11 protein-coding genes are annotated in these 13,388 nt (G+C 71.0%); 2 read left to right on the plus strand and 9 right to left on the minus strand.

The genetic code is table 11. The annotated features are described in order from the left end of the window. Positions 1-189: 189 nt before the first annotated feature. Positions 190-1,584 (minus strand): MFS transporter, encoded by a 1,395-nt coding sequence (locus ITP53_RS36730; RefSeq protein ID WP_195900072.1) that lies wholly within the window; start codon positions 1,582-1,584, stop codon positions 190-192. 153 nt (positions 1,585-1,737) lie between these two features. On the opposite strand from ITP53_RS36730, the gene ITP53_RS36735 reads away from it, so the two are divergent. Then, positions 1,738-2,292, plus strand: coding sequence for a YceI family protein (locus tag ITP53_RS36735; RefSeq protein ID WP_195900073.1), 555 nt, complete (start codon positions 1,738-1,740; stop codon positions 2,290-2,292). A gap of 74 nt (positions 2,293-2,366) precedes the next feature. Then, on the plus strand, positions 2,367-4,052 hold the full coding sequence (locus ITP53_RS36740) for a DEAD/DEAH box helicase (protein WP_195900074.1): 1,686 nt from the start codon (positions 2,367-2,369) through the stop codon (positions 4,050-4,052). Positions 4,053-4,259: 207 nt separating this feature from the next. On the opposite strand, the gene ITP53_RS36745 is transcribed toward ITP53_RS36740, so the two are convergent. The 8 genes from ITP53_RS36745 to ITP53_RS36780 all read right to left on the minus strand — a co-directional run bounded on the left by ITP53_RS36745 (position 4,260) and on the right by ITP53_RS36780 (position 13,212). After that, positions 4,260-4,808: a serine hydrolase domain-containing protein gene (locus ITP53_RS36745; RefSeq protein WP_195900075.1), complete on the minus strand. Its 549-nt coding sequence runs from the start codon at positions 4,806-4,808 to the stop codon at positions 4,260-4,262. A 155-nt stretch (positions 4,809-4,963) separates the two neighbouring features. Continuing rightward, positions 4,964-6,766 carry a cytochrome c oxidase assembly protein gene (locus ITP53_RS36750; RefSeq protein WP_195900076.1) on the minus strand — a complete coding sequence of 601 codons (1,803 nt, stop codon included), beginning with the start codon at positions 6,764-6,766 and terminating at the stop codon, positions 4,964-4,966. A 94-nt stretch (positions 6,767-6,860) separates the two neighbouring features. Then, on the minus strand, positions 6,861-7,670 hold the full coding sequence (locus ITP53_RS36755; RefSeq protein ID WP_328816943.1) for an ABC transporter permease: 810 nt from the start codon (positions 7,668-7,670) through the stop codon (positions 6,861-6,863). A 25-nt stretch (positions 7,671-7,695) separates the two neighbouring features. Next, positions 7,696-8,544 carry an ABC transporter ATP-binding protein gene (locus ITP53_RS36760; protein ID WP_195900078.1) on the minus strand — a complete coding sequence of 283 codons (849 nt, stop codon included), beginning with the start codon at positions 8,542-8,544 and terminating at the stop codon, positions 7,696-7,698. Next, a complete protein-coding gene (locus ITP53_RS36765) occupies positions 8,541-8,999 on the minus strand; it encodes a MarR family winged helix-turn-helix transcriptional regulator (RefSeq protein WP_195900079.1) in 459 nt (152 codons plus the stop codon). The genes ITP53_RS36760 and ITP53_RS36765 overlap by 4 nt, the downstream gene beginning before the upstream one ends. 27 nt (positions 9,000-9,026) lie before the next feature. Continuing rightward, the gene (locus ITP53_RS36770; RefSeq protein ID WP_195900080.1) at positions 9,027-10,370 is read right to left on the minus strand and encodes a sensor histidine kinase; all 1,344 of its coding nucleotides are present in this window, start codon (positions 10,368-10,370) and stop codon (positions 9,027-9,029) included. A gap of 147 nt (positions 10,371-10,517) precedes the next feature. Beyond that, on the minus strand, positions 10,518-11,876 hold the full coding sequence (locus tag ITP53_RS36775; protein WP_328816945.1) for a sensor histidine kinase: 1,359 nt from the start codon (positions 11,874-11,876) through the stop codon (positions 10,518-10,520). A 505-nt stretch (positions 11,877-12,381) separates the two neighbouring features. Next, positions 12,382-13,212, minus strand: coding sequence for a glycerophosphodiester phosphodiesterase (locus ITP53_RS36780; protein WP_195900082.1), 831 nt, complete (start codon positions 13,210-13,212; stop codon positions 12,382-12,384). Positions 13,213-13,388 lie beyond the last annotated feature (176 nt).

Raw genomic sequence — 13,388 nt, forward strand, 5'->3', positions numbered from 1 at the left:
TTCCGAGGTGCCGTTCTCCTGCATGGACTTGATCTCGCAAATCCAGATCATGCCAGGTCAGGACGGCACCTCTCGCATGATGTGACACTACGTTACGAGTTCCCCGAAGCACGAGAATTCACGAGGCCAACTCGACCTTCTCGCGGAGAGTCGTCCCTCTTCCGGACCCCTGTGGCGTGCGGATGAGCGTCATCGAGCGGGTGCGGCGGCGGGCTCAGGGACGACCGCCGCCGGCTGCCTCGGCACACCGAGGGTGACGGCCGCGGCGACCAGTGACGCCGCGGCGCCGATCAGTAGCCCGGTACGCAACCCGGCCTCGGAGGGAACGGTCATCGACCCCACCGTGGTGGTCATGGCGGCCAGCACGGCGCCCAGCACCGCGCTGGAGATGGAGGTGCCGAGGGAGCGGGCGAGCGCGTTCAGCCCGTTGGCCGCCGCCGTCTCCGACAGGGGGACGGCGCCCATGATGAGGGCGGGCATCGCCGCGTACGCGAACCCGATGCCGACGGTGATCACCAGGCTGAATGCCAGCACGCCCCAGACGGTGCCCATCAGCAGCGGGCCGAGGCCGTATCCGCCGGCCATGACCAGCGTGCCGGCGAGCAGCGCCGCCTTGGGGCCGTACGCGGCCGAGAGGCGGGCCGCGACCGGCGACGTGGCCATCATGGCCAGGCCGCCAGGCGCCATCCAGAGGCCGGCCTCGACCATGGACTGGCCCAGGCCGTACCCGGTGGCCGGCGGCAGTTGCAGGAGTTGCGGCAGGATCAGCGACATCGCGAACATGCCGAAGCCGGTGACGACGGAGGCGAGGTTCGTCGTGAGGACCTGGCGGCGGGCGGTGGTGCGCAGGTCGACCAGTGGCGCGCGGGTCCGCAGCTCCCACAGCCCCCACACGGGGAGCACGACCAGGCCCGCCGCGAACAGACTGAGGGTCGGGACGCTCGTCCAGCCCCACTCCGAGCCCTTGGAGATCGGCAGCAGGACGGCCACCAGGCCGGTGGCCAGGCCGATCGCGCCGAGCACGTCGAACCTGCCGCCGGCCCGCGCGGGCGCCCTGGGCACCAGGGTGGCGATCAGGACGGCGAGCACGGCGCCCGCGCCCGCGGACACCCAGAACAGCGTGTGCCAGTCGGCGTGCTGGGCGATCAGCGCGGCGACCGGCAGGCCCAGCGCCCCGCCGACGCCCAGGGAGGAGCTCATCAGCGCCATCGCCGGCCCGAGGCGGTGCCGGGGCAGCACGTCCCGCATGACGCTGATGCCCAGCGGGATGACCGGGATGCCGAAGCCCTGCAGGGCCCGGCCGGCGACGATGGGGATCAGCGAGCTGGTCAGGGCGCAGATGAGCGAACCGGCCGTGAGCAGGATCGCGCAGTAGACCAGGAACCGCTTCTTGCCGTACATGTCGCCCAACCGGCCCACGACGGGCGTGGCGACGGCCGCCGCCAGCAGCGTGGCGGTGATCGCCCAGGAGGCGTCGGACGCGCTGCTGTCCAGCAGCCTGGGCAGTTCGGGGATCAGCGGGACCATCATGGTCTGGGTCAGCGAGACCATGATGCCGGCGCTCGCGAGGACGCCTATGACCATTCCGCTTCGTGATGCTGGGGACGTATCCAAAGATGTCCTCTCGAAAGAGCTACATGGCACATTAGATCGGTTTTACCGGACATCCATACCCGGCCGGGGTCATGGGGCAAGCCCGCCGACGGTGTCCGTTCGGGAAACGGTTAGCCTGCTGTGATGGACGTACGCGCGGGGAGCTGGACGGCAGGACAGGAGACCGGGCGGCTGTTGATCAAGACAGCCCGCACCGGGCTGGGAGCGAAGGCCGGGCACGACCTCACCATTGAGGCGACCCGCTGGCACGCCGGCATGACGATCGACCCCGCCGATCCGGCCGCCTCCTCGGTGACCGTCGAGGTCGACGCGGCCTCGCTCCAGGTGCGCCAGGGGACCGGCGGCGTGAAGCCGCTGACGGACGCCGACCGCGCGGAGATCGAGAAGACCGTACGCGAGAAGATCCTGCACACCGGGCGTAACCCGGCGATAACGTTCAGGTCTACCAGGATCGAAGGGACGCCTGAGTCGTTCCGGGTCGACGGAGACCTCGGCATCCTCGGCGTCACCCGGCCCGTCACGCTCCAGGCGCGGCTGACCGGCGACCGCGTGCGCGGTTCTGCGACCATCGTGCAGTCCCAGTGGGGGATCCGGCCCTACTCGGCGTTCTTCGGCGCGCTCAAGCTGCGCGACGAGGTCGAGGTCGAGTTCGACGCAGGACTCATCGCGGTCCCGTGACGTTGCCCGGATGCCCGCGGGGGTAGAGTCCGGGAGCCCCGTTTCAGATCAGGCGAGCCCATGAGGAGTCGGCGATGTCCGTGAACGTGTCCGGCGGCGAGGCCACCTTCGCCGATCTGGGGCTTCGAGCCGAGCTTCTGGAGGTTCTGTCCGATCTGGGCTACGAGGAGCCCACTCCGATCCAGCGGGAGGCGATCCCGCCGCTGACGGAGGGGCATGATCTGCTCGGCCAGGCGGCGACGGGCACGGGCAAGACCGCGGCGTTCGCGTTGCCGGTGCTGGAGCGGATGCCCCGCCCCGAGAGCTCGGCCGGACCGCTGGCGCTGGTGCTCGTGCCGACCAGGGAGCTGGCTGTCCAGGTTTCCGAGGCGTTCCACCGGTACGGCCGCATCCTCGGCGCGCGGGTCCTGCCCATCTACGGCGGAGCCCCCATGGGGAGGCAGTTGCAGGCGCTCAAGCGCGGCACGGACGTCGTCGTCGCGACGCCGGGACGGGCACTCGACCACATCGGCCGTGGGACGCTCGACCTGGAGGGCCTGCGCACGGTCGTGCTCGACGAGGCCGACGAGATGCTCGACATGGGGTTCGCCGACGACATCGAGGAGATTCTCGCCTCGACCCCCGAGGACCGTCAGACGGTGCTGTTCTCCGCGACCCTGCCGCCGCGCATCGACGCGATCGCCCGGCGTCACCTGCGCGACCCGGTCCGGATCGAGATGGGCCAGGCGGGAGCGGAGGGGCGCCACGAGACCCCGCTGGTGCGGCAGAGCGCGTACCTGATCGCGAGGGCGCACAAACCCGCGGCACTCGGGCGTCTCCTGGACATCGAGGCGCCCACCGCGGCGATCATCTTCTGCCGCACCCGGGAAGAGGTCGACCAGCTCACCGAGACCTTGAACGGGCGCGGCTACCGCGCCGAGGCGCTGCACGGCGGGATGGAGCAGGAGCAGCGCGACCGGGTGATGTCACGGCTGCGGAGCGGGACCGCCGACCTGCTCGTCGCGACCGACGTGGCGGCGCGCGGCCTGGACATCGAACAACTCACCCACGTGGTCAACTACAACGTCCCGTCCGCTCCGGAGGCGTACGTCCACCGCATCGGCAGGGTGGGTCGCGCCGGTCGGGAAGGGGTGGCGCTGACGCTGGCGGAGCCGCGCGAGCACCGCATGCTCAAGGCGATCGAGCGGCAGACCGGCCGCCGGATCCCGGTGGAGCGGGTGCCGACCGTGGCCGACCTGCAGGCCCGCCGGATGGAGCTGACCCGGGCCGCGCTGGAGGAGTGCCTCCTGCAGGAGGATCTCGGGCCGTTCCACGCCGTGGTGGAGTCGCTCACCGACGAGTTCGATCTCATGGAGGTGGCGCTCGCGGCGGTCAAGCTGGCGCACGAGGCCGGCGGGACCGCGCTCGACGAGGAGGATATCCCCGAAGTGGCCCCGCGGACCGCGGACAAGCGGCGCGGGCGCGAGGGCCCTGGTGGGGAGCGATCCGCCCGTGGCCCGGCGGGCGGGATGGCCCGCCTGTTCTTCAACGTCGGCCGCAGCGCGGGGATCCGGCCGCAGGACCTGGTCGGCGCGATAGCCGGCGAGTCGAGCCTGAGCGGGCGCGACATCGGCGCGATCGAGATCGCCGACCGGTTCTCGCTGGTCGAGGTGCCACACGCGGCAGCCAACGAGGTCATCGACGCCCTCCGCCGCACCACGATCAAAGGTAGGAGGCCCACGGTCCGCCGCGAGCGCGAAGCGCGCGTCAGGCGGCGCTAACCCCTCCCTCGGGGGCTTTGCCCCCAAGACGTCAACGTCAACAATCCCGCGTCCGCCGCCCTTTTCGAGGGGCTCGGATTCTCCGTGGTGGCCCGGCGCGCCCGCTACGAACGGCCTGCCGTCCGAGCCGCTTCCGGAGTCGGAGGCGCCAACTGATCGCCATGCGATCCGCGCGGCGGGCCGCGGTGCTGCCAGGGTCACGAATCCTCACGCGGGCACCCCGTCAGGCAGTTCGTACGGCTCGCCGCAGAAGTAGCGGTTGAGAGCGTCAACGGCGGCCAGCAGCATGCGAGCGACCGCCGGATCGTTGCGCTGCACGTTGACCGACAGCGTCATCCGGCGTTCGCCTGTGGCGTCGGCGAAACTGAAGGTCACGTAGCCGGGGATCGAGCCGGTCCGGCCGGGTAGCCGCTTGCCGATCGGCTCGTCCAGACTCAGCCTGCCCTCCTGGACCAGCTGCAAGACGATCGCGGCGACCATGCTCTTGGTCACGCTGGCGACGCGGAACCGCGCCTCGCGCGGCACCGGCTCGCGGGTGTCCAGGTCAGCGGTCCCGCTGGTACCGATCCAGGTCCCGCGGTCGTCGTCGATCCGGGCCAGGACGCCGGGGGCGCCGGCGGCCACGGTCGCGTCGAGCGCCTGCCGTATTCCGGTGGGCTCTTCGTGCCGCGCCTGCGCACCGGCCGGGACGGGAGACAACAGGCCCGCGGCGACGAGCACGGCGACCGCCATGCGCTTGCCGTTCATGGGCGGCATAGGTCTTTCCTTTGGTGGAGGTCGTGGAAACGATCTTCACCTTGGCGGCGCCGGCAGCCGTGCTCGTCCACACTCGTGATGATCTGTGCCTGCGACCGCGGTCGCACCCCGGTACTACTCCAGGCTGACAAAGGGAAGGCGGCTTTCCCCACCGGTCAGCTCTCCTCGCGCAGCCGGGCCTTGGGGCGGGCCCGCACCCACGCGGCCTGGCGCTCCAGGGCCAGCCGCACGGCCGGCGGCGCGAGGGCGAGCAGCGGCACGAGCAGGAAGATCGCCCCAGCCAGGCGCTGGTCGGCGACGAGGCCGGGCACGCCGGGCGGGGCCGCCAGCGCGAGCCACTCGGCCGCGATCGGGGGTCCCACCAGCAGGTACGTCCCCAGAGCGACATGCACCAGGGCGACGACCGCCAGCAGCCGGACCCGCGCGGCCCACGGGAACGGCCGGGGGAGCGGGTCGGCCCCCGCCAGCACCCACATCGTCAGCAGCCCGAGGCCGCAGAACAGGGACTCGGTCACCAGGTGCGGGGCGTGACCGGCCAGCGACCAGGGCAGCCACGGCGTGCCGTACAGCAGCAGGAACAGCACCGGGTAGGCGGTCAGCAGGAAGGCCGGCCGGGTGACATGCCGGCCGAAGGCGCGGGAGCCGAGGTCGCCGTACTGGGAGGTGGCGGTGGTGGCGCGGGCGGCGAGGGTCAGCGGGGCGCCCAGGCACAGCAGGAGCGGGACCACCACGGTGAGCGCGACGTGCTGGAGCGCGTGGGCGGACGACATCGCGCGCGCGTAGCCGGCGACCCCGCCGACCAGGGCGAACGCGGCCAGGGCCAGGCCGGCGTACCAGGCGATCGTGCGGCCGGACGGCCAGGCGCCCGCCCTGCGTACGCCGATCAGGTAGCCGGCGGCCGGCAGTGCCAGCAGGAGCAGCACCAGCGGGTCCAGGCGTACCTCGGTGATGAGCGCGCCTGGGGTGAAAGGCGCCAGGGTGTACTCCAGCACGGGGTGGCCGTGACCGGCGGCGTCGGCGGCGGCCGGGGATGGCGGGGTGCGCGACAGGCCGACGGCCAGGCCCATCGCCGCCGCCATCACGCCCACCTCGCCCGCCGCGAGCCGGACGAACGTACGACGTACCCCTCGGTCGGCGACCCCGGTCACCGTACGGCGGCGGTGGTTCCAGCCGAACCACGCGAGGATCGCCAGCGCGGCGACCTTGGCCAGCAGGAGCAGGCCGTACCTGCTCTGCCACAGGTCCGACGGGCTGCTCAGCCTGACCCAGGCCCCGGCCAACCCGGAGAAGGCCACCGCGGCGAAGCAGCACAGGGCGATCGTGCTGAACCTGGGCAGCACGATCCGCAGATCGCCCGAACGACGGAAATGGACGAGTACGGCGCCCAGACCGCCCACCCACACCGAGACCGCCACCAGATGCGCCATCAGCGCCGACACCGCGATGTCGTGATCGGCGGCCGAGGCCGCGTGACCCACGTAGGCCGGCGGCAGCAGCCCGAACACGGCGATCACCAGCGGGACCCACCGGGGCAGGCGCGGCACGAGCGTGGCCGCCGCCACCACGAACGTCACGGCCAGCACCACCAGTAACGCCTGCGTCTGCGGGAGGGACGTGCCGAAGTTCAGCAGGTGCGGCGCGGAGACGACCTCGGCCACCGGCATCGGGAAGAAGTCCGACAGGGTCAGCACGTAGCTCACGAGGGTGGCGAACGCCCAGCCCAGCGCCCACCAGCCGGCCGCGCGCAGGCACCACGCCGACTCCGGCGAGGTGGCCGGGGCCAGCACGGCCGCGCCCAGCAGCGTTCCCACGCAGGCCAGCGCGCACACGTCATGCGCGAACCTGGCCAGCGGCAGCCCCCAGTCCGTCAGCGCCCCGGCCGTGGGCAGGCCGGCGATCTCCGGCGCGCCCACCCCGCCACCGAACCGCAGGGCGGCGGCCAGCACCACGACACCCACGCATACCGCCAAACCGGCGTACGCCGCTTTCCACCCCATACCCGTGGTACGCGCCCCACCCCGCCCCCGGTTCAGCGGGGCGCGCCGACGGGGTTCAGCGTGCCAGGCGGGGCAGGAGGCGGGAGGACGCCGCGATCCCGAGTACGGCGGCCACCACCAGGACGGCGAAGTCCAGCGGCAGGTGCGCCGGAGCGCCGAGCAGCAGGCCGCGCAGGGCGTCGACCTGGTAGCTGAGCGGGTTCACCGCGCTGATGGCCTGCAGCCAGGCGGGCATGGCGGCGGTGGGGTAGAGGGCGTTGGAGGCGAAGAAGAGCGGCATGGTGATGGCCTGGCCGATCCCCATCAGCCGATCGCGGGTCAGCACGATGCCCGCGATCGTCATCGACAGGCAGGAGAAGAACGCCGAGCCGAGCACCACGACCACGATCACGCCGGCCAGCCGCAGCGGGTTCAAGGTCATGACCACGCCGAGCAGCGCCGCGATCACGAAGACCACGACCGCCTGGATCACCGCCTTCACCCCTGCGGCGAACGCCTTGCCGGTCACCAGCGCGGCCCGGGGAGTCGGCGTGACCAGCAGCTTCGTCAGCACGCCCGAGTCGCGCTCCCAGATGATCTGGATGCCGTAGAAGATGGCGATGAACATCGTGGACTGGGCGATGATCCCCGGAGCCAGGTAGTCGATGTACGGGATGCCGCCCGTCGGGATCACCTGGATGCGGGTGAACGTCTGGCCGAACACCAGCAGCCACAGAGCCGGCTGGATCGCGCGGGTGTACAGCTCGGTACGGTCGTGACGGAGCTTCTGCAACTCCACCACGCACATCGCGACCATCCGGGCGGGCAGGACGCGCCAGCCCGCGCGCGGAACCGGCGGGGTGGACAGCAGGTCCAGCCCGCCCACGCGTGCCTCCGGCTCGCGCGGCCCCTCAGCCGACGCGGGTGGCGGTGTTGCGGGTGCGCCTGACATCGCGGAACTCGCCTCCCTCCTCGTCCAGGCCGCTGCCGGCGACGTCCCTGAAGACGTCCTCCAGCGTCGGCGCGGAGCCGTCGCCGCGGCGGTCGCGCAGATCCCGGGTGAGCTGCTCGGGTGTGCCGATCGCCCGGACGCGGCCCTGGTGCATCAGTGCCACGCGGTCGCAGTACTGGTCGGCCTCGTCCATGTAGTGGGTGGTCACCAGGACCGTCATCCCGGTCGCCGCGCGTACCGCCTGGATGTGCTCCCACACGCTGGTGCGGGCGATGGGGTCGAGCCCGATCGTCGGCTCGTCCAGCATGAGCAGCCGTGGCGCGCTGACCAGCGCCTGGGCCAGCTCCAGACGGCGTATCATGCCGCCGGAGAAGGTGGCCGCCATCCGGTCGGCGACGTCGGCCAGGCCGACCGCCTCCAGCGCCTGGGCGACGCGGGCCGCGCGCTCGCGGCGTGGGACGTCGAAGACGCGGGCGAACAGCGAGACGTTCTCACGGCCGGTGAGCCGGGCGTCCGCGGACAACTGCTGGGGGACGTACCCGAGCAGGCGGCGCACCGCCATCGGGTCGGTGGCCGCGTCACGACCGAAGACCCGCACCATCCCGGCGCGGACCGGCAGCAGGGTGGTCACGCAGCGGATGGCGGTGGTCTTGCCCGCGCCGTTCGGGCCGAGCAGTCCGAAGATCTCGCCGGCCTCGACCGACAGATCGAGCTCGTCAACGGCCCTGGTCTCACCGAAGCTGTAGCACAACCCCTCACAGACCACGGCGCAGCTCACGGCCTCCTGACGATCAGTGGTGTCGCTCATGGGCGCTCGACCTCCGCTCGGAGGCCGTCGGCGAGTCTGCGCAGGGCGGGGAGGGCGGCGGTGAGCGCGTTCCTGTCGGTCTCGTCGAGGCGCTCCACCTGCTCGCGTACGAGCCTGGCGCGGCGTTCGTGCCAGACGCGCAGCCGGGCCTCGGCCTGCGGGGTGGGCAGCAGCCGGGCGGACCGGCGGTCGTCGTGACCCGGCTCGCGGCGCAGCAGCCCGGCGGCGGTGAGCTGGTTCACCAGCGTGGACACCGAGTTGCCGGCCAGGTAGAGCTCCTTGGCCGCCGCCGACACGCCGATGCCCGGGGTGGCGGAGACCAGGCGCAGCAGCTCGACCTGGGCGCCGCGCAGCCGCGGTCCTGTCGTGCTTTCGCGCAACAGGCGGCGCTTGATGAGTCGCTGAATTCCGGACATGACGGAGATCAGGGCGTCGGGCAGATCTGGCGGGCTCATGCCCGGAATGTTACCTCTGCTAACGACTTAAGGCACGTTGCCATACGTACGCACGCGGGCGCAGGGCAGGCGGAGGACGAATCGCGCGCCATGGGAGCAGTCCTCGATGCGCAGGGTGCCATTGTGCGCCTCGGCGATCTGCCGGGCGATCGCCAGGCCCAGACCGGTGCCCCCGGCGGACCTGTCGCGAGCGGTGTCCAGCCGGGCGAACCGCTGGAAGACCAGCTCGCGCTTGTCCGGATCGATGCCGGGGCCGTTGTCGATCACTTCCAGCACCGCGACCCCCTTCGGGAAGCGCCGGGCGTTCCGCTTGTGGCTGGGCGTGTGGTGTACGTGGAAGAGGACCGTGGTGGCGGCGTGCCGCTCGGCGTTGTCGATCAGGTTGGTGAGCAGGCGCGACAGCCACGCCCGGTCGCCGATCACGGTCACGCCCGGCTCGAGCGAGTATTCGTACGTCTTCTTCGCGTGCGGGCGGCTCCCGACCGCCGCGGTCAGGAGTTCGGCCAGGTCGATCGGCTCGTGACCCACCTGCTTGCCCCCGTCCATCCCGGCGATGGTCAGCAGGTCGCGCACGATCGCCTCGAGCCGGTCCAGGCTGCCCAGGACCGTGTTCCCCACCTTGGTCACGGTGGTCTCCTCGGGCGCGTGCAGCGCGTCCTCCACCTCGGCGCGGATGGCGGCGATGGGGCTGCGCAGCTCATGGGAGGCGTCCTTGGTGAAGTTGCGCTGCTGCGTCATCGCGGCCTGTAGCCGGCCCAGCGTGTGGTTGACGCTGTCGGCCAGCTCGTAGATCTCGTCCTGGCTCCGTGGCAGGGGCACCCGGCGGCCGGGACACGTCTCGTTGATCTTGTCGAGCTCCGTCTGGATGGCGGTCACCGGCCGGAGGGACGCGCTGACGATCCGATTGCCGAGGATCGTGACGGCCACGGCCAGCAGCGCCGCGATGCCGCCCACCGTCGTGGCCAGCCCCGGATCGACGAGCGCGGGAACCTCGGGGGAGGCGCTGTAGACGATCCAGTCCTGTCCCGCCCGGTGGGCCGACTGCGCGACCACGATGTCGCACTCGCCGGAGGGGAAGACCCCGCCGCAGACGGTGGCGATGTCGATGTTCCTGCTGTCAGGGGTGAACCCGGCCATGACCGGCCGGCCCTTCAACTGCGGCGTCGAGGCGACGACCACGCCACGGGGATCGACGATCTGCAGCTTGCGGTCCTTGTGCCCGGCGAGGGGCGCTGCCGCCTTTTGGTGCTCCACCTGCGCGGCCACGCGCCCACCGGCCGCGGTGATCTCTTCGACGAGAGACGCGGTGGCGTATCGGTGGAACGCCATCATGACCGCCGTCGCCAGCGACAGTGACAGCAGCGCCGCCACCACCCCAGTGAAAAGGGTAATACGCGCTGTAATGGACATATTGCGCCAGGTGTTCATCTATACGACCCTTCGCCCAGTCGAGCACACGAGCCGTCGACGCAGGTGAACGGAAAGGGCGGAGGTTTGCATGCCCGCCGCCAAATCTCGTCAAATGTCCTCGGCGCACGTGCCCATCAGGGGCAGCCGCAACGCGAACCTGGCCCCTCGTGGTGAGTCCTCGACCCGCAGGGTGCCATGGTGGGCGCGGGCGATGTCGCGGGAGATGGCCAGGCCCAGCCCACTGCCGCCGGGGTCGCGGCGGCGGCTCTCGTCCAGGCGGACGAAGCGCTCGAAGATGCGCTCGCGGTCGGCGGGGGCGACGCCGGGGCCGTCGTCCAGCACCGCCACGACGGCCTGGTCCCCGTCCTGCTCGACGGTGACCTCGATCGTGCCCTCCGCGTGCCGCTGGGCGTTGGTCAGCAGGTTGTCCAGCACCCGGATGAGCTGCATCCGGGAGCCGCAGATCGCCAGGCCGGACGGCGCGCGCACGTCCATCGGCACGCGGTGGTTGATGCTCCGCACCTCGGCGCAGACGAGCTGACCCAGGTCGATCGGCTCGGGAGGCGTGGGGTCGTCGGTGCGCAGGCGGGCGAGCAGCAGCAGGTCGTTGACGATCGCCTCCAGCCGGTCGGTGGAGGACAGCGCGGAGCGGATCGTCTCCTTCGGGTCGACGTCGTCGGGATAGTGCAGCGCCTCCTCCAACTGCGTACGCAGCCCGGCGAGCGGCGTTCGCAACTCGTGGGAGGTCGTAGAGGCGAACTGGCGCTGCTGCTCCACCGCGCCCTCCAGACGGGCGAGGGTCTGGTTGGCGGTGGCGGACAGTTGCGTGATCTCGTCACGGCCTGGCGGTACGGGCACCCGCAGGCTCAGGTCGCTCACCGTGATCTCCGACATCCGTGCCCGGATCGCCTCGACGGGCCGCAGCGTGCGCCCCACCAGCACCCAGGTGGTCCACGCCGCGATCGCGACGATCACGCCGATCCCCGCGCCGATGAAGTATTCGAGGCTGTGCGTGGACAGGAACCCGGGCTCGGGCAGGCCGGCGTACACCACGCCCGCGTCCGGCGCGGGAGTCAGCCGGATGGCCATCAGCACGACGCACGGGCTGTGCTCCTGGCACTCGATGCGCCGCTGGAACCGGTCGTCGGCGGGCGGGCGGATCCGGCTGAGCGGGACGGTGGTGGACGCCATCCTGCTGGCGCTCACGACCCGCATGTGGTCGTCCACGATCTGGACGAGTTCGACGGGCGCGGAGGCGGGGATCCGCTCCGGGACGTAGCCGGTGCGGGCCGCCGCGCTCCACTGGCTCGCGATCCGCTCGGCCTGGTCGAAGGAGTCCGACTGGACCTTGTAGCGGATCGTCAGGTCCAGCGTGGTCCCGAGCAGTGACAGGATGATCAGCGAGAACGCGGCCGCGACCACCGTGTACCGCGCTCGGATGGAGCGTGGCTGTAGCAGTGGTGACACGTCTCCCCCTGTCTTCCTCGGGCGCCCCCAGCCCAGAACCCCCACTTTAGGTTGCACATAAGCCCTATGCCGCATGTAAAGATGAGATAAGGCTTTATTTCCCCAAATAACTAGACATTCGTGACCATCTCTTTTCCTGCGCCGCCACAAACCCGCCCTTTGGTCAAGAGACCGTTGACCGCGCCCCCCGATCCAACCGGCGCCACGCAATGTCCCCGGCCCGGTCGGCGATGCCGCCCGCGAGCGCGTGGGCGAGCAGCTCGTCCGGATCGGTGGGAAGCTTCGACCGGCTTCTCCCGGTAGCGCTGGGGCGACAGCCCGTCATCCCCGGATCGGGCGGCACGTCCTGCACCCGGGCGTCGCCGGCTGGAGCGTCGATACGGCGCTCGCCCTCGGCATGCCCATCGGCACCGTGCGGTCGCGGCTGCATCGGGCGAGGAGGAAGACGCGCGCGGCGCTGGGCGCCCCTCGTCCGGCGCGATGGCCGGCGGATCGACGCCCGGGGCTACCGGCCGTGCTTGACGCCGTGGAGGTGGTCGGGGCGGTTCGTCATGATGCCGTCGACGCCGTACGAGATGAGGCGGCGGATGACGGCCCGCTTCTGGGCCCGCCAGGTGTAGACCCGCATGCCCTTGTCGTGGACGCTCTTGACGTATTGAGCGGTGAGCTCGGAGTGCGGCAGGTTGAGCGCCTTGGCGAATCCGGCGAGTTCGGTGAGCTTGTCGAGGTCGGGCTTGCCGAGCAGCGCGATCGGGACCTGCGGCATGAGGCTGTGGAAGGTCCGCATCGACTGCCAGTCGAACGCCTGTACGGCCAGTCGCCTGCTGCTCCACCAGGAACGCGTCTCCTGCAGCTCGGCGGCCACCCGCCGGTCGATGTCCGGATTGCGCGGCGAGTGCTTGACCTCCAGCAGCAGGCCGATTCCGCCGTTGCTCTCCCGCAGGGCCTCCCGGAGCGTGGGGACGCGCTCGCCACGGAAGTGCGAGGAGAACCACGAGCCCGCGTCCAGCCGCTTGATCTCCGCGAGGGTGAAGTCGGAGACCCGCCAGGGGGACCGGTCAGGGAAGACCTGCTCCACGTTGGTGGTACGGGTCAGCGTCTGGTCGTGCATCAGGACGAGATGATCATCCTTGGTCTGCTGGACGTCGAGTTCGCACGTGTCGGCCCGCTGGGACCGGGCCAGGGCGCAGGCCGCGAGCGTGTTCTCCGGCGCGTACGCGGAGGCGCCCCGATGGGCGATGTTGTCGACCTCCGGGGGAGAGGCGTGAGCGGCGCTCGTGAAGGCGGCGAGAGTGGTCAGAGTGGTGGCGATGACGGCACCGAGCTGGCGGCTCATGATCCTCCTCAGAGTTTTTCAGCCCATGCCGGCAACGCGAATCCGACAAGTGTGCTTTTTTATCGAGTTAAGTAGTCAGGTCCTCGTAATTCCCGCAAGGAACGATTTCACCTGACATTCCGATAGATCGGCACGGACTCTTTGCCGTGGCGGAATGACGGCTTGGCGCGTACGGC

Source organism: Nonomuraea cypriaca (assembly GCF_015645445.1).
GTDB lineage: Bacteria > Actinomycetota > Actinomycetes > Streptosporangiales > Streptosporangiaceae > Nonomuraea > Nonomuraea cypriaca.